This is a genomic window from Roseovarius sp. MBR-6 (assembly GCF_040547525.1).
Classification (GTDB): Bacteria; Pseudomonadota; Alphaproteobacteria; order Rhodobacterales; family Rhodobacteraceae; genus Roseovarius.
This window is the reverse complement of the sequence record NZ_JBEPPW010000001.1, coordinates 162,883-188,038: the sequence shown is the minus strand read 5'-3', so window position 1 is coordinate 188,038 and position 25,156 is coordinate 162,883. Positions and strand designations below refer to the sequence as shown.

The window sequence follows — 25,156 nt, the reverse complement described above, 5'->3', positions numbered from 1 at the left end:
GCGGGTAACGCAAGACGGAGGGACAGGCGATGCGGTTTGCACGATATGGTGCGCGGGGAGAGGAGCGGCCCGCGGTTCTCGATGGCACGGGGCGGCTCAGGGATCTGTCGGGCGTGGTGCCCGATCTGGCGGGCGCGGTGCTGGGCAACCTGCCGCGCGTCGATCCCGAGACGCTGCCGCTGGTAGAGGGCGCGCCGCGCCTTGGCGTGCCGGTGGCGGGCGTGGGCAAGCTTGTCGGTATCGGCCTCAACTACAGTGATCACGCCGCCGAACTCGGGGCCGAGCCGCCGACGGAACCGGTGGTCTTTCTCAAGGCGATCACGGCGCTCAATGGTCCGAACGATCCGGTGATCCTGCCGCGCGGCGCGCAGAAGGGCGACTGGGAGGTCGAGCTTGGCATCGTCATCGGCACCCGCGCCACATACGTGACCGAGGCCGAGGCGATGGCCCATGTGGCGGGGTTCACCATCTTCAACGATGTCTCCGAGCGCGCGCTGCAACTCGAAGGTTCGGGGCAATGGACCAAGGGCAAGAGCGCGGACACGTTCGCGCCGGTGGGGCCATGGCTTGTCACGCCCGACGAGGTGGACACGCAGGCGCTCGACCTTGTGACCGAGGTGAACGGCGCGGCCATGCAGACCGGCAACACGTCGCGCATGATCTTCGGCGTGGCCGAGATCGTCGCCTATCTCAGCACCCTGATGACGCTCGAGCCGGGCGATATCATCGCCACGGGCACGCCACCGGGGGTGGGCATGGGCCACAAGCCGCCGCGCTTCCTCAAAGACGGCGACGAGATGGTGTTGCGCATCACCGGGCTGGGCGAGCAACATGTGAGGGTGCAGGCAGGAGGCTGAGGCGGTCCGGCGCGCGCGGGCCCTCTCAGGACACCGCGCGCGCCGGTGCCATGCCCGCGCTGTCGTAGAAGTCACAGATCAGCCCAAAGAGCCGCGCCCGCATCGCGGGCGTGTCCATCAACGTCTCGTGCCGCCCGCCGGGGACAATCTCGAACCGGACGCCGGGCCAATGGGCCATACGGTCATGGATGCGGCGCGGATCGACGATCTCCTCGTCGCTGCCCAGAAGCGTGAGACAGGGCAGGGCGGGCGAGGGGCGGCGGGCAAGCGCGCGCATCTCCATCAGCGCCTCGTGCAGCCAGCGCAGGCTCGGGCCGCCGATGCCAAGCTCGGGATGCGCCTCGAGTTGACGGGCCATGTAGCCCCACATCTCGCGGTCATTGGTCAGCTTGTTGGTCTCGAACGGCTCCGACAGGACGTAATGCTCTGCCCCGGTGCTGGGCGCGTAGACATGATCGAGGCAAAGCCGCCGCGCGCCCCACCCAAGCGACCAGGCGAAGGGGCGCAGCGCCGCGCCCATCTGGATGCCCCACATCGGCCCGGAAAAGACGACGCTTTTGACGTCAAGCCCCGCCATGACCGCGCGCAGACCGATACAGCCGCCCATGGAATGCGCCAGCAGATGCCAGGGGCGCGGCAGATCGAGCGCCTGCGCCGCCGCGATCATCGCGGCCACGTCCTGCTGATAGTCGATGAAGTGATGGACATGACCGGCCATGGTGTCGCCGGTCAGCCGGTCGGCCAGTCCCTGCCCGCGCCAGTCCACCGCCAGCGTGGCATAGCCGTGCGCGGCAAAGTCCCGCGCCGCGCGGCCGTATTTCTCGACATATTCGGTGCGCCCCGGAAAGAGCAGCACCGTGCCCTTCGTGGCTGCCCGGTGCCAGAGACCCACGCGAATGCGCGGCCCGTCCACCGTGCGCAGCCAGAAGGCGGCCCCGTCACCGGGACCGTCCGCCACCTCGGAGAAAAGCGGCGCAGCCTCCATCAGGCGAGGACGCTGCCAAGCTTCATCGCCATGCCCATGTCGCCATCGACAGAGAGGCGCCCCGACATGAACGCCGCCGTCGGGTCGAGATCGCCCGAGAGAATCGCCTGGAACGTCTCGGTATCGGCCGAAAGGGTCACGTCGGTCTCATCGTCGGCGGCGCGCGCGCCGGAGGCGTCGAGCACGATGCCGCCCTCGCCCTCGATCACGAATTTCGCGGAGCCGTCAAAACCTTCGTCACCCATCTTTTCGTTGAGCGCCTTCACGGCGGCTGCAATCACGTCGCTCATTTCTGTGTCCTTTCACGTTTGCGATGACGGGGCTTTGCATCCCGCCAATCCGCGCTACACTAGGCACGTTATGGGAGACGTCATGAAACATCTCAACCGTATCGTCGCGGCAGGTCTGGCGGTAGTCATGTTTTCCCTACCTCTCGGGGCGCAGGAAAACCGGCTTGACGACCTCTTCGCGCAGCTTTCCGGGGCAGACCCGGCCGAGGCGCGGCGCGTTGCCGCGGAGATCGAGCTTGAACTGTCGCGCTCTGGCTCTCCGGCGATGGACCTTCTGTTGCGCCGTGGCGAGGACGCGATCGAGGCGGGCGATCTGGCCATGGCGGTCGAACATCTGAGCGCCGCCATAGATCACGCGCCGGATTTCGCCGAAGCCTGGCACCTGCGCTCCATCGCCTTTTACCGGCAGGAGCGGTATGGGCTGGCGCTTCATGACATCGAGCGGGTACTGGCACTTGAGCCGCGCCATTTCAACGCGATCTACGGGCTGGGCGTGATCCTCAACAAGATGGACCGTCCCGAATTGGCGCATGATGCCCTGATGCGCGCCCAAGCTATACATCCTCACCACGAAGAGATAGGCACGACCCTGGAACGCGTGTCGCGCAAGCTGGGTGGCGAGACACTCTGAGCGGGCGCACAAGGCCCGGACGCACAGGCAAGAGGAACGGGGCGGATGTCCGAGCAGTCGAGAATCCTCGCGGTTCTGGGCCCGACCAATACCGGCAAGACCCATTACGCCATCGAGCGGATGCTGGGCTACCGCACCGGGATCATCGGGCTGCCGCTGCGCCTGCTGGCGCGCGAGGTCTATGACAAGATCGTGGCCGCGCGCGGCCCATCGGTGGTGGCGCTTGTCACCGGCGAGGAACGCATTGTTCCGCCGCGCGCGCAATACTGGGTCTGCACCGTCGAGGCGATGCCGGAGGGGATGGGCACGGATTTCGTCGCCATCGACGAGATCCAGCTTTGCGCGGACCCCGAGCGCGGCCATGTCTTCACCGACCGCCTGCTTCGGATGCGCGGGACACGCGAGACGCAGTTTCTGGGCAGCCATACGATGCGGCCCACCATTGCCGCGCTGGTGCCGGGGGTGGAGTTTCTGGGCCGCGAACGCATGTCGCAACTCAGCTATACCGGCCCGCGCAAGATTTCGCGCATGCCCGCGCGCAGCGCCATCGTCGGCTTTTCGGTGGAGAACGTCTATGCCATCGCCGAGTTGATCCGGCGGCAAAAGGGCGGGGCGGCGGTGGTGATGGGCGCGCTCAGCCCGCGCACGCGCAACGCGCAGGTGGCGCTTTATCAGAATGGCGATGTGGATTACCTGGTGGCGACGGACGCCATCGGCATGGGCCTCAACCTCGATATCGATCATGTGGCGTTCTCGTCGCTGACCAAGTTCGACGGGCGGCGGATGCGCCCGCTTTTCCCGCATGAGCTGGGCCAGATCGCGGGCCGTGCGGGGCGGGGCATGCGCGACGGCACCTTCGGCGTGACCGGCGAGGCCCCCGATCTGGAGCCGGACCTCGCGCAGGCGATCACCGACCACCGCTTTGCCCCGGTGCGCAAGCTGGAATGGCGCAACGCGCGGCTTGCCTTCGGCTCTGCACAGGCGCTCATCGCGTCGCTGGAAGCGCGGCCCGAACATGAATTGCTTGTGCGTGCCCGCGAAGCGGACGATCTGGCCGCGCTCAAGACGCTCGCAGATGTGCCGGATGTGCGCGCGCGCGCCATGGGTGCCCCTGCCGTGCGCTTGCTGTGGGATGTCTGCCGCATTCCCGATTTTCGCGGCATCAGCGCCGCCGAGCACGCCAGCCTTCTGGAGCGCATCTTTTGCGACCTGCACGAGCTTGGCCGCGTGCCCGATGACTGGCTGGGCCAGCAGATCCACCGCATCGACCGCGTGGATGGCGATATCGACACGCTGTCGAAACGTCTCGCGCATATCCGCACCTGGACCTATGTCGCACAGCGCAAGGGATGGGTGGATGACGAAACCCATTGGCGAGAGGCGACGCGCGCTGTAGAAGACCGCCTGTCGGACGCGCTGCATGGGGCGCTGACCCAGAGATTTGTGGACCGGCGCACATCCGTGCTGATGCGCCGGCTCAAGCAGAAGGAGGCCATGGTGGCCGAAGTGAACGATCAGGGCGCGGTCAGCGTCGAAGGCGAATTCGTGGGCCGTCTCGAAGGGTTCCGCTTTATCCGTGACAAGGCCGCCGCCGGTCAGGAGGCGCGCACGCTGGAGCAGGCCAGCCTTGCCGCGCTCGCCCCGCATTTCCATCTCAAGGCGGATCGCTTCTACAACGCGCCCGATACCGAGATCGACTTTACCGAGCAGGGCGGCCTCCTGTGGGGCAAGGACGCGGTCGGCAAGCTGGTGGCCGGGGCGGACCCGATGAAGCCGCTGGCCACGGCCTTCGTGGATGACGAGGCCGGGCCGGATATCGCCGCCAAGGTGCAGCGCCGCCTGCAACATTTCATCGACCGCAAGGTGACGACGCTGTTCGAGCCGCTGACCGCGATCAGCCGCGACGAGACGCTGAGCGGCATGGCGCGCGGCTTCGGCTTTCGCCTTGTCGAGGCGATGGGGGTGATCCCGCGCGGCGACGTGGCCGATGAGGTCAAGGCGCTCGATCAGGAGGCGCGCGGCGCGTTGCGCAAGCATGGCGTGCGCTTCGGGCAGTTCACCGTTTTTCTGCCGCTTCTGCTCAAGCCCGCGCCGACGCGGCTGCGGCTGGTGCTGTGGTCGCTCAGCACCGGGCTGGACGAGTTCCCCGAGGCCCCGCCGCCGGGCCTTGTGACCGTGCCCGCTCAGACGGGCGCGCCGCGGGGCTACTTCACCATGGCGGGTTATCGCGCGGCGGGCGAGCGGGCGATTCGCATCGACATGCTGGAGCGGCTGGCCGACATGCTGCGCAGCGTCGATACACGCGCCGGTTTCGAGGCGACGCCGGACATGCTCTCGATCACCGGCATGACGCTGGAACAGTTTGCCGGATTGATGCAGGGGCTGGGCTACCGCGCCGAGAAGGCCGAGCGTGAGAAGGTCAAGCCGGTGGATCAGGCCATGGCCGAGGCCCCCGCCGATGCCGCAACCGAGGCGGAGCCCGCGCCCGAGACCGTCGAGCAAGCGGCCGAGGCCATTCCCGACGCGGGCGTATCGCCGCTGGCGGAAGAACCGAACCCCGAGGCCGAAATTGCCGCAGAGATCAGCGAAGCCCCCGAGGCCGACCTGACACCCGGCGAGACACCCGAGGTAGCCGCGCCCGAAATCGAGGTGTTCTATACCTTCACATGGGCCCCGCGCAGCCGCCGCCCCGAGCGCCCCGCTCAGGCCGAGGGCCATAACCGTGGCGAACGCGCCAAACCGGGCAAGAAGTCCGGCGGCGACCGGCCAAGGGGCGGCAAACCCGGCAAGGGCAAGCCGCGTGAGGACCGCGAGGACCGCGCCAAGAGCTTCTCGGCACGTCCCGAGAAAAAGGACCGCATCGACCCCGACAATCCCTTTGCGGCGGCGCTTATGGGACTCAGGACCAAGGGATAGGCGCGCCGCGCCCGCGTTCTTTACGGCGCGATGAACGTGACCCCTTCCATGGCGGCGATGGTCTCCATATCGGCGTCGTAGAGCGCGCTGAGGCGATCGACGAGCGGCGCATCCCAGCCGGGCACGTCAAGCTCTTCCTCGATGGCCGCCTCGTCCGCGAACTTGTCGAGAAACGCCGCCACCACGCGGCGTTTCTGCTCCTCGGTCAGGCCCGGACGGCTTGCGACATAGTCGTGAAAGCGTTTGAGGCCCGGTGCCGACATGATTTCGGGCAGCAGCGCGAATTCACCGGCAAGCGGCGTCTCGGGGTCCACCCCGGCCATCTTGCGCAACACCTCGCCCCAGATCATCGGCGTGTCTTCATTGCACCAGACCGTCAGCGCCATGTCGGGAAAGGCCGCGCGCAGCCGCGCGACCGTTTCGGACCAGCGCAGGGTCATCGGGTCGTCACCGCGCAGAAGGTCGGCCACGGTGGCGAACGGGGTATCCGGCAGCAGCGCGGGCAGAAAGGTCGCCGGGTTGCGCAGCGCCAGAAACAGCTCGATCCCGTCGCCCGCGAACATCTGCCGCAACTGCGCAAGCCGCATCTCGGCGGCGGCATAGAACCGCCCGCTGCCCACGGTCATCTTGGGCGTGCCGAAAAACCCGTGATTGGACAGCACAAGCCGCGCCGTCGCCTCATCGGCCCCGGTCACGCCGAGCACCGAGGCGCGCGCGTCCTCAGGAAGAACATTGGCTTGCGCGGTCTGGAACAATTCCCGAATCGGGCGGCGATAGCTCTCGGGAAGGGGCACGAGCGTGCCGCGCGCGCGCAGCGCCTCGAAATTGTCGCGCAGACAGGTGACGAGCCTGTCCTCATCGGTCATGTGCGCCCCGGCGTGAATGACGACCTGCATACCTCTGATGTGCCTCTTTCGGGTGATTTTGCGCCACTATAAGCCGTTTTCGGCCAAGGAAAACCGCAATCGGCGGGCGCGGCCCGCTTGCCCGCGCCCGCGAATGGCTTTAATCAGCGCGTTATCGACGTGCCGCGTTAGCTCAGCTGGTAGAGCAGCGCTCTTGTAAAGCGAAGGTCGGGGGTTCGATCCCCTCACGCGGCACCACGATCTGACGGGAAATCGCGGACAGTCCGGCGGATGACGCCTTTCCCCCGCTCCGCTCCGGCGCTAACGTCCGGCCCGACAGGCGGAGAGACGCGATGACGGAAATCATTCTGGTGCGGCACGGGCAGGCCAATAGCCACGCCACCGACGAGGCGGGCTATGACCGTCTATCGGCCTTGGGGGTGCAGCAGGCCGAATGGCTGGGCGCGCATCTGCGCGCCACCAATCCGCATTTCGATCACGTCGTCACCGGCACGCTCAACCGCCAGAGAGGCACCGCAGAGGCCATGGGCTATGCAGGGTCCGAGAGCGATGCGCGGCTTGACGAGTTGAGCTATTTCGCGCTGGCACAGGCCGTAGAGGCGCAGCACGGCATTCCCGCGCCTGTCGACGCCACCGAGTTCGCCCGCTACCTGCCGCAGGTCATCACCCATTGGGCCGAGGGCGGGCTGAGCGGCCTGCCCGAGACATTCGACACCTTCACCGCGCGGGTCGCGTCGATCATCGACGATCTGAACGGGGCCGGGGGCCGGGTTCTGGTGGTGACATCGGGCGGCGTCATCGGCATGGTGATGCGACACGCGCTGCATCTGGGAATTCCGGGACTGTCGAAGGTCATGCTTCAGGTGATGAACAGTTCGCTTCACCGGGTGCATCATGTGCACGAGATGCTGATGGTCGGCGCGTTCAACACCACGCCGCATCTCGATACGCCCGACCGCGCGCATGCGCGCACATTCATCTGAGAAGGGGACAGGGATGAAACTCTATTACGCAAAAGGCACCATCGCCGTGGCCGTGGCCATCGCGCTGCACGAGGCGGGGCGCGCGTTCGAGCCGGTGCGGCTCGATTTCAAGGCAGCCGAGCAGACGCGCCCCGATTATCACGCCATCAACCCCAAGGGCCGTGTGCCCGCGCTGATAACAGGGCAGGGTATCCTGACCGAGACGGGCGCGATCCTCGACTACATCGCCGATCTCGCGCCGCAGGCGGGCCTGCGGCCCGAAGACCCGTATGAGGCCGCGAGCATGCGCGCGGCGATGTATTACCTCGCCTCCACCATGCATGTGAACCATGCGCATCGCGCACGCGGGCAACGATGGGCGAGCGAGGAAAGCTCGATTGCCGACATGCGTGCCAAGGCGGTGCAGACCATGACCGACAGCGCGAGTTTCGTCGAAACCCACATGCTGCGCGGGACTTATGTTCTGGGCGAGGCGTTTTCGCTTGCCGACCCCTATCTTTGGGTGGCCACCGGCTGGCTGGAGGGCGACGGGGTGGATCTTGCGCCCTTCCCGAAAATCCGCGCCTTCCGCGCGGCGATGGCGGCGCGCGCCTCTGTCGCGCGGGTGCTGGCCGACGGCATGATCTGAGGGGGCGGGCATGACACATCTCTGGGTGCGCGCCGAGCAGCGCGCGAACGAGGAACGCGTGGGCCTCACCCCCGAGGGCGCGGCAGCGCTGATCAGGCGGGGCTTTGCCGTGACCGTGGAGGAGAGCAGGGCGCGCGCCATTGCGATCAACGGATACCGCGCGGCGGGTTGCGACATCGTGCCCGAAGGTGCCTGGCCCGAGGCACCGCGTGACGCGATCATCTTCGGCCTGAAGGAATTGCCCGAGGACGGCACGCCCCTGCCGCATCGTCACATCATGTTCGGCCATGCCTTCAAGGGCCAGCATTCGGGCCGTCGCCTGCTGGAGCGGTTTCGCGCGGGCGGCGGGGCGCTCTACGATCTGGAATATCTGGTGGACGAGACGGGGCGCCGCGTCGCGGCCTTCGGCTATTGGGCGGGCTACGCGGGCGCGGCGGTGTCGCTGATGGCATGGGCGGCGCAGGCGGGGGGCGGGATATGCCCGGCGGTGGCGACCTTTGCCGGGCGCGAGGCCTTGCTCGCCGATCTGGCGGCACGTCTCGCACCTCTCGGGTCGCGCCCCTCGGCGCTGGTCATCGGTGCGCTTGGCCGGGTTGGCACCGGGGCAAGCGATCTTTGCGCGGCGATGGGGCTCAGCGTGACCCAATGGGACATGGCAGAGACCGCCCATGGCGGGCCGTTCCCCGAAATTCTCGATCATGACATCTTCATCAACTGCATCCTCGCGCGTCCCGGCGCGCCGGTCTTTGTGCCAAAATCCGCGCTGGCCGCGCCCCGGCGCCTGTCGGTGATCGGTGATGTGGCCTGCGATCCCGACAGCGATTACAACCCGGTGCCGGTCTATGACCGCGCCACCACATGGGCCGCGCCGGTGGTGCGGGTGCAGGATGCGCCGCCGCTCGACGTGATGGCAATCGACAACCTGCCCTCGCTCTTGCCGCGCGAATCCTCGGAGGATTTCGCCGCGCAATTGCTGCCGCATCTTCTGACACTCGACGCGCTGGATCAGGGCGTGTGGGGCCGGGCGCGCGCCACATTCGATACTCATGCAAAGGAGGTCTGAACCATGACAATCCATTGGTGCGGCACCGGCCTTTCGGCCATCCCCGGCCTGCGGCGGCTGATCGCGGCGGGGCATCCCGTTGCGGTCTGGAATCGCTCGGTGGACAAGGCGCGCGCGGCGGTGGGGGACCTGACCGGCGATATCCGCGGCTTTGACATGGAGGCGCTCGGCGCCGCGCTGGCCCCCGGCGATGTGGTGGTCTCGATGCTGCCGGGCGACTGGCATGTGCCGCTGGCCACGCTCTGCCTTGAGCGGGGCGCGCATTTCGTGTCGTCCTCCTATATCTCGCCGGAGATGCGCGCGCTTGACGGGGCGGCGCGCGACAAGGGGCTGTGTCTTGTCAACGAGATCGGCCTTGATCCCGGCATTGATCATCTGATGGCGCATCATCTGGTGGCCGATTACCGCGCCTCGGACGCGTATGACGCGGGCAACGATCTGTCCTTCCTGTCCTATTGCGGCGGCGTGCCGAAACATCCCAACCCGTTTCGCTACAAGTTCAGCTGGTCGCCTCTGGGCGTCCTGAAGGCGCTGCGCTCGCCCTCGCGCTCGATCCGCAATTTCTCGGAACTGAGCGTGGCGCGGCCATGGGACGCGATCTCGCGCTATGATGCGCCGCTGCCCGCACCCGAGAGCTTCGAGGTCTATCCCAACCGCGATTCGCTGCCCTTCATCGCCGACTATCGCTTTGATCCTGACTGGAAGGTCCGCGATTTCGTGCGCGGCACGCTGCGGCTGAATGGCTGGGCACAGGCGTGGCGCGATGTCTTTGCAGAAATCGAGACGCTGGACGGCGCTGCGGGCGAGGCGCGGTTGCGGGAGATGTCCGAAGCCTTCTGGCAGGCGCATGCCTATGCCGAGGGCGAGCCGGATCGTGTCGTGCTCTGCGTGGACCTCAAGGCCGCGCATGGCGGCAAGACGGTCTGGCACAAGACCTATGTGATGGACGCCTGGGGCGATGCGCGCGGCACGGCGATGGCGCGGCTCGTGTCGGTGCCGGTGTCGCTGGCGGTGGAGTCGGTGCTGGCGCGTGAAATTCCGGCGGGGGTGAGCGCCGCGCCGCATGACCCCAGGCTGGTCGCGCTCTACCTTGCGGAGGTGGACCAGCTGGCGCAGCATTTGCAGCTGGTCGATCACCTCTGAACCGCAAGGGAGCCATCATGACGACGCGCACCGGGCCGCGCAACCTGATCACCGATGTCGCCGGACTGCGCGTCGGGCAGGCCGGGAATCATGTGCTGCGCTCTGGCGCCACCGTGCTGGTGGGCGACGCGCCGTTCGTGGCGGGCGTGCATGTCATGGGCGGCGCGCCGGGCACGCGCGAGACCGATCTGCTGGCGCCTGACCGCGCGGTGCAGGCGGTGGATGCGCTGGTGCTCTCGGGCGGCTCGGCCTTCGGCCTCGATGCGGCCTCGGGCGTGGCGGATGGTTTGCGTGCCATGGGACGGGGCTTTGCCGTGGGGGAGGTGCGTGTGCCGATCGTGCCGGCCGCGATCCTGTTCGACCTGCTCAATGGCGGTGACAAGGGCTGGACCGAAAACCCCTACAAGGCGCTCGGGCGGGCGGCGCTGGCGGCGGCGGGCGAGATGTTCGAGATCGGCACGGCGGGGGCGGGGACGGGGGCCACGACGGCGACGCTCAAGGGCGGGATCGGCTCGGCCTCGGCCGTCCTGCCCTCTGGTGTCACGGTGGGCGCGCTGGTGGCGGTCAATGCGCTCGGCTCTGCCACGGTGGGTGAGGGGCCGCAGTTCTGGGCCGCGCCCTTCGAGATCGGGGGGGAATTCGGCGGACGCGGCGTGGCGCGTGTCTTTCCCGATCCGATGGCCGCGCCGACCAAGCTGTCGCTGCACGGGCATACCACCATCGGGATCGTGGCAACCGATGCCCGCCTCACGAAGGCGCAGTGCACGCGGCTGGCCGTGGCGGCGCATGACGGGCTGGCGCGCGCGCTGGTGCCGTCCCATACGCTGATGGATGGCGATGCGATCTTCGCCGCCGCGACCGGCGCGCGCGGCGCGCCGGACCTGGCCGAGGAGGTCGCACTCGGCCATGCGGCGGCCTGCGCCCTGGCGCGGGCGGTGGCGCGTGGGGTTTACGCGGCGCAACCGATGGCAGGCGATGCGCGGCCCGCCTGGTCCGCGCGCTTCGGCTGATCCGGTCACAGCGCGGGGAGGCGCGGCGGCAGGCGCGCACCCGTGACGCAAAGCGCCTCTCGATAGGTGAGCACGGGGCGCGCAGCGTGGAAACGACCCGCGCAAGCGGGCAGATCCGCACCAAGGATGGCCTCGGCCACATCGCCGGGCAAGAGACTCTCGCAAGGGGCACCATCGGCGGCGTCAAGGATCTCGTGCCGCCCCATGAGCAGATGAACATAGGTGATCCGCGCGCAGGGCATGAGGCGGACGGCCTGCCCGTCGATCAGTGCCCTGGCCGGGACAAGCACCTCGGGCGCCGCGAACATCAGCTCGGCCATGGCCGAGCCGATCAGCACGCGATGCTGTTGCGACAGGCGCAGCGGTGCCCGGTTGCCGATGCTGCCGGGGGCAAACAGGACGGGCGCATTGGCCCCCGACCCCGTCCCCTCACGCCGCGCGACCCAGACCACCGGTTGCGGCCCATGATCGCGCGTCATGACCATGTCACCGGGGCGCAGCACCTCGACAGGACGGGCACCGCGCGGCGTGGCGATCCGGGTTCCGGCAGCGAAGCACACAACCTGATGGCTGTAGGCCGCATTCTGGTCAACGGTGTGAAAACCGGGCGAGGCGCCCGCGCTGAAATTGTCCCAATACCAGCCTTCGAGATCGAAATCTGGGGTCCAGACGACATGGACAAGCTCACCCCTGTCGGTCACGCCCTCGAACACGATGATCCCGCCCTGGCCGGGGGCGGCATCGCTGCGGATGATCGTCGCATTCTGAATGGTGCCGCCGCCGCCATTGCCGGTCCAGCCGAGCGAATAGGTCTCGCCCGGTTCGAACAGGTTGGGGTTGGTGTCATCCGGGTGCGAGGTGACGACAAGGTTGAACGTGCCGTTCGGCGGATAGTCGAAGGTCGAGCGCCCCGGCCCGCTGTTGACATTGCCCTCGGTGGCAACCGCGAATTCGTTATCGACCGCCTCGAACGTTTTGACCATGCCGCGCCACTCCTCGCGGGCAGCTTGCTGCGTGACCTCTCAAGGAGCCGTTAAAACGGATCGCAAGGCGGGCGGAAACTATCGCGCATTTGAACGATTGAGGCCCCGCCCCCGAAGGCAGAAAGCCCCGGTGTTTCCACCGGGGCGCACTGGCACGCGAAACCGTGAGCGATGGCGCGCCTGTGTTCGTTAACCGTGACATACTCGTGATACCGGACGTGATAGCCAAAGCGGCTCACGCGTGTATGGGGACAAAGCCCGGCCCTGTCCCGTCAGGAAAACCTTACCTTCGGCCCATTGACCGGCATCACGTTGCGTCACGAGTGCGTTAGATTCGGCCGGGCGGAGGTTGACAGGACGGTCAAACACCGAGAGTGACCAGTCGCGGCAAGGAGGGCGTGCTCATGATCATGAGAGGCATTGATTATCTGGGCGAGCGCCTTTGGGGTCCTGACCGCTACCGGCGCAAATATTACAAGCTGGCCAAGTGGATCTCGGCGATCAAGGGCTTTGAGGTCTACAAACCCCAAATGATCTGGCTCCGCGACGAGGAGTTCGTCGCCGCCCGCGAGGAGGTTGAGCGGCGCGGCATCGAGGGTGTTCCGAACGACCGTTCCTACACCTTGCTTGCCTCGGCGCGCGCGGTGCGAGACATCCCCGGCGATTTCGCCGAATGCGGCGTGCGCTACGGCAAATCCTCGCGCTTTCTGCTGGGCGGGGCCGGGCCACAGAGCGCCAAGCGGTTGTTCATTTTCGATTCCTTCGAGGGCCTGTCCGATCCTGGCGCGGATGATACCAGGTCGGGCGGCGGCTCGGCCTGGGCAAAAGGCGATCTGGCCGTGGCCGAGGATATCGTGCGCCGCAACCTGTCGGATTTCGGCGACCGCGTCGTGCTCTACAAGGGCTGGATCCCTGATCGTTTCGGGGAGGTCGAGAACGAGCGTTTTTCGCTCGTCCATGTGGATGTGGACCTTTATGAGCCAACGATGGCGGCTATCGAGTTCTTCTATCCGCGCGTCAATTCCGGTGGCGTGATCCTGTGCGACGATTACGGCTCTGCCGATTGCCCCGGCGCAAAGAAGGCGATTGATGAGTTTTTCGCAGACAAGCCGGAAAACGTGATCGGTCTGACCAGCGGGCAGTCCCTCGTCATCAAGCGCTGAGGCAAGGTCCGCGACCATACGGCCCAAGTCAGCGGCCCGACTGGATTTCCCGTTTCGTTAACCAATAATTAATCGTTCGTTAACCCTCCGCCCGATAGCGTTTTCTCCAGGACAGCCAGGAGCGGCGGGATGGGGATTTCCGAATTGCGGCAGGGCGGCGTGGCGGGTGATCGGGGCGCGGTCGACCGGCTCGGGCGCGATCTTGTCCAGCGCGGTGTGCTCAGCCGGGCCGATGCCGCGCGCGCGGCGCTGGTGAGACGGCAGTGCGACACCTCGCTTGACCGCATCCTTCTGGCCGAAGGGCTGGCGCGGGAGGCGGACCTGTTGGCCGCCCATGCCCGCCACCTCAACAGCCGCAGGCTCGATGCCACGTCCCTGTCGCGCGCCGAGGTGATCGATACCGGGCTTGATCCGCGGATCCTGCTCAGGCACGGCACGCTTGTTCTGCGCGACGACATGGGCGCGCCGAGACTGGCCCATGACGGGGCCGAGAGCCTGCACCGGTTGCGCGGCATCCTGCCGGACGATCTGGCGCGCGCGCGGCCCATCATCGCCCCGCGCGCGGCGGTTCAGGACCGCCTGGCCGCGCTCTACCGGGACGAGTTGCGCGACATGGCCGCAGCCCGCACCCCCGAAGCGGAGAGCTGCCGCACCTGGCGGCCGCAGTCGCGCGCGCGCTTGTGGTGGATATGCGCGGCATTGGTGATCATCTGCGCGCTGTGCGTGGCGTTCCCGATTGCGGTTTTCGGCGCGCTCGCGGTCTGGGCGGCGCTCACGCTCATGGTGACTGCAGGTCTCAAGGTTGCGGCTTTCGCGGCGGCCATGGCCACGCGCAACGCGCCATCGCCCACGCCCGTGGCCGGCCCCCTGCCGCGCGTCTCGATCCTCGTGCCTCTCTTCCGCGAGACGGACATCGCCCATGCCCTTGTCGCGCGCCTGTCGCGGTTGACCTATCCGAAATGCCTGCTCGACGTGATCCTCGTGCTGGAAGAGGAGGACCACCTGACCCGCGACACGCTGGCCGGCATCGATCTGCCGCCCTGGGTGCGCCCCGTGGTGGTGCCCGACGGGCAGCCCCGCACCAAGCCGCGCGCGATGAATTACGCGCTCGATTTCTGCCAGGGTGAGATCGTCGGCATCTTCGACGCCGAGGACGCGCCCGACCCCGATCAGATCACCCGCGTCGCGCGCCGGTTCCAGAGCGCACCGCGCGATCTGGTCTGCCTTCAGGGCGTGCTCGACTACTACAACCCGCGCCAGAACTGGCTCGCGCGGTGCTTTACCATCGAATACGCCACCTGGTTCCGCACACTCATGCCCGGCATGGAACAGCTTGGCCTTGCGCTGCCGCTTGGCGGCACGACGCTATATATCCGCCGCGACGTGCTCGAGGATCTGGGCGGTTGGGACGCGCATAACGTGACCGAGGATGCCGACCTTGGGTTCCGGCTTGCGCGGCACGGCTACCGGACCGGGATGATCGACACGGTAACCGAGGAAGAGGCCAATTGCCGCCCCTGGGCCTGGGTCAAGCAACGCTCGCGCTGGCTCAAGGGCTACATGATCACATGGCTGGTACACATGCGGGCACCCCGAAGGCTCCATGCGCAACTCGGGCCGCGCCGGTTCTGGGGGTTTCAGGCACATTTCGTCGCCGCCGTCTCACAGGTCCTGCTTGCGCCGGTGCTGTGGTCATTCTGGCTGGTGCTCCTCGGTCTGCCGCACCCGCTCGACCCGGTGATCCCGCGCGCGGCGCTCGCGCTCATCTGCGCGATGTTCCTGACCGCCGAGGTGCTCGGCATGTGCATTCATGCGGTCACGGTCTCGGGGCCGCGTCACCTTCACCTGTTGCCGTGGGTGCCGACGATGCATGCCTATGCGCCGCTTGCCGCCATAGCCGCCTACAAGGCGGTCTACGAGCTTGTTTTCAAGCCGTTCTTCTGGGACAAGACCGCGCATGGCCTGTCTGTGGCCGCGCGCGGGCGCCGCCGCTCAGATGGCGGATTTGACCTCACCGGAATCAAGCTTGAGCCGGGTCACGAAGGCCTTTGAGATATGGTCGCGCAGGGCCTTTGCCGCCGCCTCTCCGTCGCGCGCCTCGATGGCGCGGACAATGGCCGCGTGCTCGGCAAGCGCATCCTCGCCCCGCCCCTCCGCCGCCAGCGAGGTGGTCGCCAGAAGCGCCATGGAGCGATGCACAAGGTCAAGCTGCTGAACCAGGAACCGGTTGTGCGAGGCAAGGTGGATCTGCTTGTGAAAGCGCCGGTTGGCGCGCGACAGCTCCTGCGGGCGCCCCAGGAGCGCGCGGTCATCCTCCACCATGTCGCGCAGCACGCGCACCTCCTCGGCCGTGGCATGGCGCGCGGCAAGCTGGGCGGCCAGACCCTCCAGTTCGGCGCGCACGACGTAAAGCTCGGCCAGTTGGTTGTAGTCGAGCGAGGCCACGATCAGGCTGCGCCCGTCGCGCGTCAGCATGGATTGCGTCTCCAGCCGCTGAAGCGCCTCGCGGATCGGAGTGCGCGAGACACCGAACCGCTCGGCCAGATCGCTCTCGACAAGCCGGTCACCAGGCTTGAACATGCCCACGTCGATGGCTTCGAGGATCAGCGCATAGGCATCCGTTGTCGGGGTCTTCATCGGCAGGTCCGTCCGTAGTTGTCCGGTCAGGGACCTTACCCGCTTTGACAGGGCGTGCAAGGCTCCGGGTCGATGCGGCGCTTGCCAGCCTGCCCCATGCGCCCCATATCTCACGCATGTTCAAGGTCATGCCCATCCTTCTGGCACTGCTCTATGCGATTGCCATGTATCGCCTCTCGGTCTGGCGCACCACGCGCGAGCTTGACGCGCGCTCGACCGAACTGGCCGATCCCCGGCTCAAGGCCGTGTGCGACCGGCTGGCGCGCGCGCTCGATCTGCCGCGCGTGCGGGTGCATCTTTACGAGATAGACCCTGTGAACGGGCTTGCCGCGCCGGACGGGCGCATCTTCATCACCCGTGGCTTCTACCGGAAATTCCAGACCGGAGAGGTCAGCGCCGAGGAAATGGGTTCGGTCATCGCCCACGAGCTTGGCCATGTGGCGCTCGGGCATTCGCGGCGGCGGATGATCGACTTTTCCGGGCAGAACGCGCTGCGCACGGCGCTGGCCATGATGCTGTCGCGGTTTCTGCCAGGGGTGGGGGTGCTCATCGCCAACGGGTTGACGACGCTTCTGGCGGCGCGCCTGTCGCGCGGCGACGAATACGAGGCCGACGCCTATGCTGCGGCCCTTCTGACCAAGGCGGGGATCGGCACGGGGCCGCAAAAGTCGCTGTTCCAGAAGCTCGAGGCGCTGACCTCGGGGGCGGGCGGGGCCATGCCCGCCTGGCTGCTCAGCCACCCGAAGACCGCCGAGCGTATCGCCGCCATCGAAGCGCTCGAAACGCGCTGGCAGCAGAGCCTCAGTTGAGCCGCTTTCCCCGTCATCCTCGGGCTTGACCCGAGGATCTCCCGAGCAGAGGATCGTCCGATCAGGCCGGACGAAGGCGACGGGAAACAGCCCTGCACCGTCTTCGAAAACTTTTGATCAAATTATGCTTGGCAAATCCCCCCGCGCCGGGCTAGGCTCTGTGCATCCTCAATCAGGTGTTTTCCGATGGACCTCACACAGTTCCAGACCTTCCGCGTGGCCGCGTGCGATCTCAACGGTCGGATGCGCGGCAAGCGTCTGCCCGCCAGCTTTGCCGACAAACTCTCGGATGGCTCGGTGCGTATGCCGCTAAGCTCCTTGAACCTTGATGTTTTCGGGGCCGATATCGAAAATTCGCCGCTGGTTTTCGAAAGCGGCGACATTGACGGGCGGCTTTTTCCCACCGAACGTGGCGCGGTGCCCTTGCCCTGGCTCGAAGAGCCACAGGCCCTTGTCCCGATGGTCATGCACCACGAGGATGGCACGCCCTTCGCAGGTGATCCACGCCACGCGCTGGCCAGCGTTCTTGCGCGCTTTGCCGCCCGGGGATGGGAGGTTTTCGCCGCCACCGAGCTTGAGTTCACGCTGGTCGATCCGTCCGGCAAGCTGTTGAAAACCGTTCGTGATCCGCGATCCGGGCGGCGCATGAAGGCCCCCGGCATCCTCAGTCTCGGGCAAATGGATGCGTTCGATGCGTTTCTCAGCGCGCTCTATTCCGCCGGGGCCGAGATGGAGATTCCGGTGGAATCGGCCATCTCGGAGGCGGGAATCGGGCAGTTCGAATTGACCCTGCGCCATCAATCGGCTTTGCGCGCCGCCGATGATACCTGGCTTTTCAAGAACCTTATCAAGGGCATGGCGCGGCGGCACGGGTTTGTTGCCAGTTTCATGGCCAAGCCATTCCCGGATGACAGCGGCAACGGGATGCACATGCATTTCTCGGTGCTCGATAGTGCGGGCCGCAACGTGTTTGACGACGGCACGTCGCGCGGCACCGATCTTCTGCTCTCTGCGGTGGCCGGATGCCTTGCCGCCATGCCGGCCTCGACGCTCGTTTTCGCTCCGCATTCAAATAGTTACACGCGACTTGTGCCCGGTGCGCACGCGCCGACCGGGGCGGGCTGGGGTTATGAGAACCGCACCGCCGCCGTGCGCATCCCCGGCGGCCCCAATACCGCGCGGCGCATCGAGCATCGCGTCGCGGGGGGCGATATAAACCCCTACCTGACCTTCGCCGCCATTCTCGGCGCGGCGATCACCGGGATCGAGGATGGCATGACCCCGCCCGAGCCGATCACCGGCAACGCCTATGAGGCAGACCTGCCGCAACTGGCCCCGGACTGGGCGACGGCGATCATCCGTTTCGATGAGAACCCCTTGATCCGGCGCATCTTTTCGCCCGATCTCATCGCCAATCTGGTGATGACCAAGCGGCAGGAGTTGCGGGACATGTCCGAGATCCCCGCACGCGACCACTGGAAGACCTATCTCGAAACGGTGTAGGCTGGCGCATCTGCCGCCCCAATAATTTGATCAAAAAGAGGCCCCATGAAAATCGGCATCCTCAAGACCGGCCACGCCCCGGATATCGTCCTGGGCGAGCTGGGCGATTATGACGCGATGTTCGCGCGCCTGCTCGACGGGCAGGGGTTCGAGTTCGCGCCCTTCAACGTGGTGGACGGAGAGTTTCCCGCAGGGCCGCACGCCGCCGATGGCTGGCTGATCACCGGCTCGAAACACGGGGCCTACGAGGATCACCCCTGGATCGCGCCGCTCGAGACGCTCATCCGCGAGATCCGCGATGCGGGAAGGCCGCTGGTGGGCGTCTGCTTTGGCCATCAGATCATCGCGCAGGCGCTTGGCGGCTCTGTGGTCAAACACGCGGGCGGCTGGCGCGTCGGGGCCACGGAGTATGAGATCGACGGCACCCCCCTCACCCTCAACGCCTGGCATCAGGATCAGGTCGTGACCGTGCCGCCCGGAGCCGAGGTGGTGGGCCGCGCCGAGGGCTGCGAGGTCGCCGCGCTGCGCTATGGCGACCGGATCTTTACGGTTCAGCCCCACCCGGAATTCGGCGCCACCATGATGGACCGGTTGATCGAGCATCGCGCGATCGGCGTGGTCCCCGATCCGTTGCGCGATCACGCGCGCGGCCTGCTCGACACCCCAACCGACAGCGCGGCCATGGCCGAAACCATCGCCGCCGTCCTGAAGAAAGGCGCAAGCCATGGCTGATCTGAGCCAACTCACCGCCGCGCTGCCACCCGCCGCGCAGGCCTATCTGGAAAACCGCCGCCTCGACGAGGTGGAGTGCATCATTTCGGACCTGCCCGGCATCGCGCGCGGCAAGGCGGTGCCCGCGACCAAGTTCGCGCGCCAGCAGTATTTCCACCTGCCCGATTCGATCTTTTACCAGACCATCACCGGCGACTGGGGCGAGGCGGCAGGCGAGGAGGGGTTCATCGAGCGCGACATGATCCTGCGCCCCGACATGAGCACCGCCACCGCCGCGCCCTGGACCGCAGACTGGACGCTTCAGGTGATCCATGACGCCTTTGACCGCGAGGGCGCGCCGATCCCCTACAGCCCGCGCAACGTGCTGCGCCGGGTGGTCGAGATGTATCATGCGCGCGGGATGAAGCCGGTTGTCGCCCCCGAAATGGAATTCTTCCTTGTCGCGCGCAACCTGGACCCGGCGCAAAGCATCAAGCCGATGATGGGCCGCTCGGGCCGCCCGGCGGCCGCGCGGCAGGCCTATTCGATGACGGCGGTCGATGAATTCGGCCCGGTGATCGACGATATCTACGATTTCGCCGAGGCGCAGGGTTTCGAGATCGACGGCATCACCCAGGAGGGCGGCGCGGGGCAGCTCGAGATCAACCTGCGCCACGGCGACCCGATCAAGCTGGCCGATGAGGTGTTCTATTTCAAGCGGCTCATCCGCGAGGCGGCGCTGCGCCATGACTGTTTCGCCACCTTCATGGCCAAGCCGATCGCCGACGAGCCGGGCAGCGCCATGCATATCCATCACTCGATCCTCGACATCGAGACCGGGCGCAACCTTTTCGCCGGGCCGCAGGGCGGCGAGACGGATGCGTTTTTCCACTTCATCGGCGGCCTGCAAAAGCATCTGCCCTCGGCCATCGCGGTGCTGGCCCCTTATGTCAATTCCTACCGGCGCTACGTCAAGGATCACGCAGCCCCCATCAACCTGGCCTGGGGGCGCGACAACCGCACGACGGGCATTAGGGTGCCGCTTTCGGGGCCGGACTCGCGCCGGGTGGAAAACCGGATGGCGGGGATGGATTGCAACCCCTATCTGGGGATCGCGGCCAGCCTTGCCTGCGGCCTGCTCGGGATCATCAAGGAAGAATGGCCCGACAAGCAGTTCAAGGGTGACGCCTATTCCGGCGAGCCGGATATTCCCAACGTGATGGGAGATGCGCTTGACATGTTCGAGGAGGCGAAAGACCTCCACGACATCCTCGGACCCGAATTCGCCCGCGTCTACGCCATCGTGAAACGCACCGAATACGAGGAATTCCTGCAAGTCATCAGCCCGTGGGAGCGCGAGCATCTCCTGCTCAATGTCTGAGCCTGGCGGAAGGCGCTGAGTCTTGAGTATTTCCTGAACGGTGAAACGATGAACCTGCTCCATGCCAATGACCGGCGCGGGAAATATCCCGATAGCTGGTATGCGGCCACCGCCGCGCCGTTGCCGCGTTTCGCGCCGCTCAAGGGGGCTGTGCGGGCCGATGTCTGCGTGGTGGGGGGCGGTTATACCGGCCTTTCGGCGGCGCTGCATCTGGCCGAGGCGGGGTTTGACGTGGTCCTCCTCGAGGCGCAGCGCGTCGGGTTCGGTGCCTCGGGGCGCAATGGCGGGCAATTGGGCAGCGGGCAGCGCATGGAACAGACCGCGCTGGAGCGGCTGGTGGGCGCGGACGACGCCGCGCATCTGTGGCGCCTGGCCGAGGAGGCCAAGGACCTTGTGAAGTCGCTGGTCGCGCGCCACGGCATCGACTGTCACCTGAAACCGGGCGTGGCCCATGCCTGCTTCACGGCGCGCGAGGTGGCCGGGGAGCACGCCTATGCCGAGCATCTGTCCGCGCGCTATGGCTACGGGCAGATCGAGACGCTCGATGCCGAGGGTTTCGCCGCGCTCTGCCCGTCGCCCGCCTACAAGGGGGGCACGCTCGATATGGGGGCAGCACATCTGCACCCTTTGGCCTATGCGCTCGGTCTGGCGCGGGCGGCCGACGCGGCGGGGGTGCGGATTCATGAGGGCTCGGAGGTGCATGATATCCGGCGGGGGGCGCGGGTGCGCGTGGCCACCGATGCGGGCCATGTCGAGGCCGATCATCTGATCCTGGCCTGCAACGGCTATCTGGGCGGGCTTGATCGCCGGGTTGCCGCGCGGGTCATGCCGATCAACAATTTCATCGTGGCAACCGCCCCTCTGGGCGAAGACGCACGGCGCGTGCTGACGCGCGATGTGGCCGTGGCGGACACGAAATTCGTGGTGAACTACTTTCGACTGAGCCATGACGGGCGGCTCCTGTTCGGCGGCGGCGAGAGCTATGGCTACCGGTTTCCGCGCGATATCCGGGCGACGGTGGCGAAGCCGATGCTGGAGATCTTTCCGCATCTGGCGGGCGTGCCGCTCGAATATGCCTGGGGCGGGACGCTCGCCATCACCCTGCGGCGGATGCCATGCCTGGCGCGGCTTGCGCCCAACATCCTGTCGGCCTCGGGGTATTCGGGGCACGGCGTGGGCACGGCGACATTGGCGGGGCGGCTCATGGCCGAGGCGGTGCAGGGACAGGCGGGCGGATTCGAGTGCATGGCGCGGGTGCCATGCCCGCCCTTTCCCGGTGGCGCGGCGCTGCGCAGCCCGCTTCTGGTGCTGGCGATGAGCTGGTTTGCGCTGCGCGACCGGCTGGGGTTCTGACAGGCTTTGACAAACCGTCATATTTTGGCCCTATATGTTTGGCAAATCCGAAGTTCAGTTTCAGGAAAGCCGAAAACATGACCCGAATGCCCAATGTTCACGCTGCGGATCCCATCCCCGACACCGCCCGCGCCGAGATCGAGCGCCTTTTGTCGAGCGGCGATCTGTTCCGCTATACCGCGCCGCAAGATGCGCCGGTGACACTCCTGGAGCGCGAGTTCGCGCAGGCCATGGGAGTGCGCTATGCGCTGGCGGTCTCGTCGTGCTCGGCGGCGCTGTTCTTGTCGCTCAAGGCGCTTGGCCTGCCGCGCGGGGCAAAGGTTCTGATCCCCGGTTTCACCTTTGCCGCCGTGCCCTCTTCGGTCATCCATGCCGACTGTGTGCCGGTGCTGTGCGAGGTGGGCGAGAATTACCGGATCGATCTGGCGGATTTCGAGGCGCGGCTGGGGGGCGTCGATGCCGTTCTTGTGAGCCATATGCGCGGGCATACCTCGGACATGGATGCGATCATGTCCATGGCCGAGGCGCACGGTCTGCCGGTGATCGAGGATGCCGCGCATTCGCTGGGCACGCTCTGGCGCGGGCGGCGGATCGGCACGATCGGGCGCGTCGGCTGTTTCAGCTTTCAGTCCTACAAGCTGGTGAATGCGGGCGAGGGGGGTATCCTGATCACGGACGACGCCGATCTGGTGGCGCGGGCGGTGATCATGTCGGGGGCCTATGAGCACAACTGGGCCAAGCACATGGATGCGCCCGACGCCACGCTGGAAGGGGCGTTTGCCCGCTGGCAAAACCGGCTTCCGCTTTACAATCTGCGGCTCAACAATCTTTCTGCGGCGATCATCCGCGCGCAGATCCCCGAGATCGCGCACCGGGTGCGGGCGGGACGGGCCAATCACGATCACGTGGCGGCACGGCTTGACGCCTCTGCCTGGTTCTCGGTGCCGCGGGCGCTGGCAGGCGAGGAACGCGCGCCCGATTCGATCCAGTTCAACCTCGTGGGACTGGACGAGCGCGAGATCTCCGCTTTTGTCGAAGAGGCGGCCGCGCGTGGCATCAAGGTGCAGGTTTTCGGACAGAGCGCCGACAATGCGCGCGCATTCTGGAACTGGGGGTTTCTGCCCGGTGGGGTGCCGGACTTGCCGCGCACGCGGGCGATGCTGATGCGGGCCTGCGATGTGCGCTTGCCTGCGCGCCTGACCCGCGCCGAGTGCGACGTGATCGCCGACACGCTTCTGGTGGCGGCGGAGACGGTGACAGGCGCGCGGCGCGCCTATGGCACCTGACAAAAAAACGGGCCGTCCGCCAGATGCGGACGGCCCCGGCTTCGTGAGTGGAGCCTGGTGAAGCGGGTCCGCTTATTCGGGCTGGCCCGCTTCGATCGAGATACGCAATTCGACCTCGTCGCTGATGAACGGCACGGCCATATCGACCCCGAAATCGGAGCGCAGAAGCGTGGTGGTGGCGTCAAAGCCGATCCAGGGACGGTTGTTCATCGGGTGGGCATCGGCCTTCTTGTTCATCACCGTGTCGAGCACGACAGTCCGGGTGGTGTCCTTGATCGTCAGGTCCCCGGTGATGAGCGCGGTATTCTCGCCGGTCACTTCGATGGCCGTCGAGGTGAAGGTGACAAGATCGCCGTCTTGCGCGCCGAAGAGCTCGTCGGACATGAAATGCGCCTCGCGCTTTTCCCAGCCGGTCATCATGGACATGAGCGGCATGGAAACGGTGACCGAGGAATTGGCCGGCTCTGCCTCGTCGAACTCGATCGTGCCCTCGAAGCCCGAGAACATTCCCGTGGTGGTCGAGAAGCCGAGGTGGTCATAGGTGAAAACAACCTGACTGTGGCTCGGGTCAAGCTGGTAGGTTGCGGGCGCGGCGAGGGCAGGGGTGGTGCCAAGGGCAAGCGCGGCGGCGAGCAGGATACGGTTCATTCAGAAATCTCCAATGCAGATCATGTCGAATTGACAGGATAAACATCGGGTCGGATCTGGAAAAGAACAATACAGCAGTTTCAAACAAACCTTGTGGATTGGCGAACATCCGCGCGGGCCCGCCGCGTCCCGACCGGATCAGGCGGCGAGCGAGAGTGCCTCGCGCAGATGACGCTCCATGCGGGCATCGCTCACCTCGAGCGACAGGATCAGGCACCCGGCCCTGTCGCGCGCGCTGAGCATCCCGTCGCGCAGCGACAGTTCCGACAGCGCGTCGAACGGGTGCACGACACAGCGCGCCGGACGGCCGTCAAGGGCCGGATGCAGGATGCGGATCTGGTCATTCCGCCGGTCGATCTGGACAACCGGGCGCGCATCCGGGCGGCGCGCATTGTGCACTGCCAGCAATCCCGCCCACAGCAGACACAGCGAAAACAGGAGCTTGATCAGCATCATCGCCGGGTCAGCCGCGACCGAGGGCAAGAGCCAGAGGCCGAGCGACGCGCCGATGAAGGCCCCGCCCAGAAGCCGCAAGAGACCACGCAGCAGCGCAGGCCCCGCATCGTCGGATACCGGTGCATCGGCGGTGTCGGAATATGGCGGGACGAGGAACTCTCGCTCGTAATCGGGAAGTGCGACCATGGGTATACTCCTTCAACTCTTGATCAACAGTCTGGCCCGGAAAAAAGCCGGGATTTGGGCACCGCCGTGGCCGTTCCGGGACGCGCCCGATCCGCCCTTGCAGGCAAGCGCGGGTCAAGCTATACGCCCCCAACCTTTCGCAATCGTTATGATCCGCGCAGACTCTCGTGGACGGGCCGCGAAAGGGAACCCGCCCGTCCTATGAAATGCGCCTTGACAGAAATGGAGACGACATGCCGCTTTACGAGCATGTGATGATTGCGCGTCAGGATCTTTCCAACGCGCAGGCCGAGGGCCTCATCGAACATTTTGGCACCGTCCTCGCCGATAACGGTGGCAAGGTCCTCGAATCCGAGTATTGGGGCGTCAAGACGATGGCCTACAAGATCAACAAGAACCGCAAGGGACATTACGCCTTTCTCAGAACCGATGCCCCCTCTGCCGCCGTGCAGGAAATGGAGCGGCTGATGCGCCTGCATGACGATGTGATGCGCGTGCTGACCATCAAGGTAGAGGCTCATGAAGAGGGCCCGTCGGCGCAGATGCAGAAGCGCGAGGAGCGTGGCGAGCGCGGAGACCGTGGTGACCGGGGCGACCGGGGCGACCGGAGTGACCGGGGCGACCGTCCCGAACGCCGCGAACGCCGCTGAACCATCGCGTGAGAAAAG

Annotated in this window: 24 protein-coding genes and 1 tRNA gene; 18 read left to right on the top strand and 7 right to left on the bottom strand. The window is 66.5% G+C overall.

The window, feature by feature from the left end; translation table 11 throughout:
- Positions 1-29 precede the first annotated feature (29 nt).
- Positions 30-857, top strand: a complete 828-nt coding sequence (locus ABIE57_RS00985) for a fumarylacetoacetate hydrolase family protein (protein ID WP_354537111.1) — start codon at positions 30-32, stop codon at positions 855-857.
- A gap of 25 nt (positions 858-882) precedes the next feature.
- Here the strand turns inward: ABIE57_RS00985 and ABIE57_RS00980 are convergent, their stop codons facing one another.
- Positions 883-1,842, bottom strand: a complete 960-nt coding sequence (locus ABIE57_RS00980) for an alpha/beta fold hydrolase (protein ID WP_354537110.1) — start codon at positions 1,840-1,842, stop codon at positions 883-885.
- A complete protein-coding gene (locus ABIE57_RS00975; protein ID WP_354537109.1) occupies positions 1,842-2,132 on the bottom strand; it encodes an SCP2 sterol-binding domain-containing protein in 291 nt (96 codons plus the stop codon). The genes ABIE57_RS00980 and ABIE57_RS00975 overlap by 1 nt, the downstream gene beginning before the upstream one ends.
- Before the next feature lie 82 nt (positions 2,133-2,214).
- Here ABIE57_RS00975 and ABIE57_RS00970 point away from each other — a divergent pair, with 82 nt between their 5' ends.
- Both ABIE57_RS00970 and ABIE57_RS00965 read left to right on the top strand, forming a co-directional pair.
- On the top strand, positions 2,215-2,763 hold the full coding sequence (locus ABIE57_RS00970) for a tetratricopeptide repeat protein (protein ID WP_354537108.1): 549 nt from the start codon (positions 2,215-2,217) through the stop codon (positions 2,761-2,763).
- 45 nt (positions 2,764-2,808) lie between these two features.
- On the top strand, positions 2,809-5,679 hold the full coding sequence (locus tag ABIE57_RS00965) for a helicase-related protein (protein ID WP_354537107.1): 2,871 nt from the start codon (positions 2,809-2,811) through the stop codon (positions 5,677-5,679).
- A 20-nt stretch (positions 5,680-5,699) separates the two neighbouring features.
- Here the strand turns inward: ABIE57_RS00965 and ABIE57_RS00960 are convergent, their stop codons facing one another.
- Positions 5,700-6,575 carry a hypothetical protein gene (locus ABIE57_RS00960; RefSeq protein ID WP_354537106.1) on the bottom strand — a complete coding sequence of 292 codons (876 nt, stop codon included), beginning with the start codon at positions 6,573-6,575 and terminating at the stop codon, positions 5,700-5,702.
- 131 nt (positions 6,576-6,706) lie between these two features.
- On the opposite strand from ABIE57_RS00960, the gene ABIE57_RS00955 reads away from it, so the two are divergent.
- The 6 genes from ABIE57_RS00955 to ABIE57_RS00930 all read left to right on the top strand — a co-directional run bounded on the left by ABIE57_RS00955 (position 6,707) and on the right by ABIE57_RS00930 (position 11,372).
- Positions 6,707-6,782: transfer RNA gene (locus ABIE57_RS00955), tRNA-Thr, on the top strand.
- Positions 6,783-6,877: 95 nt separating this feature from the next.
- Complete coding sequence (locus tag ABIE57_RS00950; protein WP_354537105.1) at positions 6,878-7,528, top strand: histidine phosphatase family protein; 651 nt, start codon at positions 6,878-6,880, stop codon at positions 7,526-7,528.
- A gap of 13 nt (positions 7,529-7,541) precedes the next feature.
- On the top strand, positions 7,542-8,156 hold the full coding sequence (locus ABIE57_RS00945; protein WP_354537104.1) for a glutathione S-transferase family protein: 615 nt from the start codon (positions 7,542-7,544) through the stop codon (positions 8,154-8,156).
- Positions 8,157-8,166: 10 nt separating this feature from the next.
- Entirely contained in the window at positions 8,167-9,219 is a 1,053-nt protein-coding gene (locus ABIE57_RS00940; protein ID WP_354537103.1) for a saccharopine dehydrogenase, read from the top strand.
- Between the two features lie 3 nt (positions 9,220-9,222).
- On the top strand, positions 9,223-10,362 hold the full coding sequence (locus tag ABIE57_RS00935; RefSeq protein ID WP_354537102.1) for a saccharopine dehydrogenase family protein: 1,140 nt from the start codon (positions 9,223-9,225) through the stop codon (positions 10,360-10,362).
- 17 nt (positions 10,363-10,379) lie between these two features.
- Positions 10,380-11,372 (top strand): P1 family peptidase, encoded by a 993-nt coding sequence (locus ABIE57_RS00930; protein ID WP_354537101.1) that lies wholly within the window; start codon positions 10,380-10,382, stop codon positions 11,370-11,372.
- A 5-nt stretch (positions 11,373-11,377) separates the two neighbouring features.
- Here ABIE57_RS00930 and ABIE57_RS00925 read toward each other — a convergent pair whose 3' ends face one another.
- Complete coding sequence (locus tag ABIE57_RS00925; RefSeq protein WP_354537100.1) at positions 11,378-12,355, bottom strand: Hint domain-containing protein; 978 nt, start codon at positions 12,353-12,355, stop codon at positions 11,378-11,380.
- A 404-nt stretch (positions 12,356-12,759) separates the two neighbouring features.
- Between ABIE57_RS00925 and ABIE57_RS00920 the strand changes: the two genes are divergently transcribed.
- Together ABIE57_RS00920 and ABIE57_RS00915 are read left to right on the top strand one after the other, a co-directional pair.
- Positions 12,760-13,518, top strand: a complete 759-nt coding sequence (locus tag ABIE57_RS00920) for a TylF/MycF/NovP-related O-methyltransferase (RefSeq protein WP_354537099.1) — start codon at positions 12,760-12,762, stop codon at positions 13,516-13,518.
- A gap of 129 nt (positions 13,519-13,647) precedes the next feature.
- Entirely contained in the window at positions 13,648-15,570 is a 1,923-nt protein-coding gene (locus tag ABIE57_RS00915) for a glycosyltransferase (protein WP_354537098.1), read from the top strand.
- On the opposite strand, the gene ABIE57_RS00910 is transcribed toward ABIE57_RS00915, so the two are convergent.
- Positions 15,511-16,155, bottom strand: coding sequence for a GntR family transcriptional regulator (locus tag ABIE57_RS00910; protein WP_354537097.1), 645 nt, complete (start codon positions 16,153-16,155; stop codon positions 15,511-15,513). The two genes, ABIE57_RS00915 and ABIE57_RS00910, sit on opposite strands and share 60 nt — an antisense overlap.
- Before the next feature lie 116 nt (positions 16,156-16,271).
- On the opposite strand from ABIE57_RS00910, the gene ABIE57_RS00905 reads away from it, so the two are divergent.
- From ABIE57_RS00905 to ABIE57_RS00880, 6 genes are all read left to right on the top strand, one after another.
- Entirely contained in the window at positions 16,272-16,964 is a 693-nt protein-coding gene (locus ABIE57_RS00905; RefSeq protein WP_354537096.1) for a M48 family metalloprotease, read from the top strand.
- A 186-nt stretch (positions 16,965-17,150) separates the two neighbouring features.
- Positions 17,151-18,467: a glutamine synthetase family protein gene (locus tag ABIE57_RS00900; protein WP_354537095.1), complete on the top strand. Its 1,317-nt coding sequence runs from the start codon at positions 17,151-17,153 to the stop codon at positions 18,465-18,467.
- A 45-nt stretch (positions 18,468-18,512) separates the two neighbouring features.
- Entirely contained in the window at positions 18,513-19,199 is a 687-nt protein-coding gene (locus ABIE57_RS00895) for a type 1 glutamine amidotransferase (RefSeq protein WP_354537094.1), read from the top strand.
- Positions 19,192-20,559, top strand: coding sequence for a glutamine synthetase family protein (locus tag ABIE57_RS00890; protein ID WP_354537093.1), 1,368 nt, complete (start codon positions 19,192-19,194; stop codon positions 20,557-20,559). The genes ABIE57_RS00895 and ABIE57_RS00890 overlap by 8 nt, the downstream gene beginning before the upstream one ends.
- Positions 20,560-20,607: 48 nt before the next feature.
- Positions 20,608-21,912: an NAD(P)/FAD-dependent oxidoreductase gene (locus ABIE57_RS00885; protein ID WP_354537092.1), complete on the top strand. Its 1,305-nt coding sequence runs from the start codon at positions 20,608-20,610 to the stop codon at positions 21,910-21,912.
- Between the two features lie 77 nt (positions 21,913-21,989).
- Entirely contained in the window at positions 21,990-23,198 is a 1,209-nt protein-coding gene (locus tag ABIE57_RS00880) for a DegT/DnrJ/EryC1/StrS family aminotransferase (RefSeq protein WP_354537091.1), read from the top strand.
- 72 nt (positions 23,199-23,270) lie between these two features.
- Here the strand turns inward: ABIE57_RS00880 and ABIE57_RS00875 are convergent, their stop codons facing one another.
- Together ABIE57_RS00875 and ABIE57_RS00870 are read right to left on the bottom strand one after the other, a co-directional pair.
- The gene (locus ABIE57_RS00875) at positions 23,271-23,846 is read right to left on the bottom strand and encodes a YceI family protein (protein WP_354537090.1); all 576 of its coding nucleotides are present in this window, start codon (positions 23,844-23,846) and stop codon (positions 23,271-23,273) included.
- 138 nt (positions 23,847-23,984) lie between these two features.
- Complete coding sequence (locus ABIE57_RS00870; RefSeq protein WP_354537089.1) at positions 23,985-24,488, bottom strand: hypothetical protein; 504 nt, start codon at positions 24,486-24,488, stop codon at positions 23,985-23,987.
- Between the two features lie 233 nt (positions 24,489-24,721).
- Between ABIE57_RS00870 and rpsF the strand changes: the two genes are divergently transcribed.
- Positions 24,722-25,138, top strand: coding sequence for a 30S ribosomal protein S6 (gene rpsF, locus ABIE57_RS00865; RefSeq protein ID WP_354537088.1), 417 nt, complete (start codon positions 24,722-24,724; stop codon positions 25,136-25,138).
- Positions 25,139-25,156: the final 18 nt, after the last annotated feature.

Bases quoted from the DNA above. Each gene is read 5' to 3' on its own strand.
- ABIE57_RS00985 (WP_354537111.1), top strand. From the start codon at position 30: ATGCGGTTTGCACGATATGGTGCGCGGGGAGAGGAGCGGCCCGCGGTT.
- ABIE57_RS00980 (WP_354537110.1), bottom strand. From the start codon at position 1,842: ATGGAGGCTGCGCCGCTTTTCTCCGAGGTGGCGGACGGTCCCGGTGAC.
- ABIE57_RS00975 (WP_354537109.1), bottom strand. From the start codon at position 2,132: ATGAGCGACGTGATTGCAGCCGCCGTGAAGGCGCTCAACGAAAAGATG.
- ABIE57_RS00970 (WP_354537108.1), top strand. From the start codon at position 2,215: ATGAAACATCTCAACCGTATCGTCGCGGCAGGTCTGGCGGTAGTCATG.
- ABIE57_RS00965 (WP_354537107.1), top strand. From the start codon at position 2,809: ATGTCCGAGCAGTCGAGAATCCTCGCGGTTCTGGGCCCGACCAATACC.
- ABIE57_RS00960 (WP_354537106.1), bottom strand. From the start codon at position 6,575: ATGCAGGTCGTCATTCACGCCGGGGCGCACATGACCGATGAGGACAGG.
- ABIE57_RS00950 (WP_354537105.1), top strand. From the start codon at position 6,878: ATGACGGAAATCATTCTGGTGCGGCACGGGCAGGCCAATAGCCACGCC.
- ABIE57_RS00945 (WP_354537104.1), top strand. From the start codon at position 7,542: ATGAAACTCTATTACGCAAAAGGCACCATCGCCGTGGCCGTGGCCATC.
- ABIE57_RS00940 (WP_354537103.1), top strand. From the start codon at position 8,167: ATGACACATCTCTGGGTGCGCGCCGAGCAGCGCGCGAACGAGGAACGC.
- ABIE57_RS00935 (WP_354537102.1), top strand. From the start codon at position 9,223: ATGACAATCCATTGGTGCGGCACCGGCCTTTCGGCCATCCCCGGCCTG.
- ABIE57_RS00930 (WP_354537101.1), top strand. From the start codon at position 10,380: ATGACGACGCGCACCGGGCCGCGCAACCTGATCACCGATGTCGCCGGA.
- ABIE57_RS00925 (WP_354537100.1), bottom strand. From the start codon at position 12,355: ATGGTCAAAACGTTCGAGGCGGTCGATAACGAATTCGCGGTTGCCACC.
- ABIE57_RS00920 (WP_354537099.1), top strand. From the start codon at position 12,760: ATGATCATGAGAGGCATTGATTATCTGGGCGAGCGCCTTTGGGGTCCT.
- ABIE57_RS00915 (WP_354537098.1), top strand. From the start codon at position 13,648: ATGGGGATTTCCGAATTGCGGCAGGGCGGCGTGGCGGGTGATCGGGGC.
- ABIE57_RS00910 (WP_354537097.1), bottom strand. From the start codon at position 16,155: ATGAAGACCCCGACAACGGATGCCTATGCGCTGATCCTCGAAGCCATC.
- ABIE57_RS00905 (WP_354537096.1), top strand. From the start codon at position 16,272: ATGTTCAAGGTCATGCCCATCCTTCTGGCACTGCTCTATGCGATTGCC.
- ABIE57_RS00900 (WP_354537095.1), top strand. From the start codon at position 17,151: ATGGACCTCACACAGTTCCAGACCTTCCGCGTGGCCGCGTGCGATCTC.
- ABIE57_RS00895 (WP_354537094.1), top strand. From the start codon at position 18,513: ATGAAAATCGGCATCCTCAAGACCGGCCACGCCCCGGATATCGTCCTG.
- ABIE57_RS00890 (WP_354537093.1), top strand. From the start codon at position 19,192: ATGGCTGATCTGAGCCAACTCACCGCCGCGCTGCCACCCGCCGCGCAG.
- ABIE57_RS00885 (WP_354537092.1), top strand. From the start codon at position 20,608: ATGAACCTGCTCCATGCCAATGACCGGCGCGGGAAATATCCCGATAGC.
- ABIE57_RS00880 (WP_354537091.1), top strand. From the start codon at position 21,990: ATGACCCGAATGCCCAATGTTCACGCTGCGGATCCCATCCCCGACACC.
- ABIE57_RS00875 (WP_354537090.1), bottom strand. From the start codon at position 23,846: ATGAACCGTATCCTGCTCGCCGCCGCGCTTGCCCTTGGCACCACCCCT.
- ABIE57_RS00870 (WP_354537089.1), bottom strand. From the start codon at position 24,488: ATGGTCGCACTTCCCGATTACGAGCGAGAGTTCCTCGTCCCGCCATAT.
- rpsF (WP_354537088.1), top strand. From the start codon at position 24,722: ATGCCGCTTTACGAGCATGTGATGATTGCGCGTCAGGATCTTTCCAAC.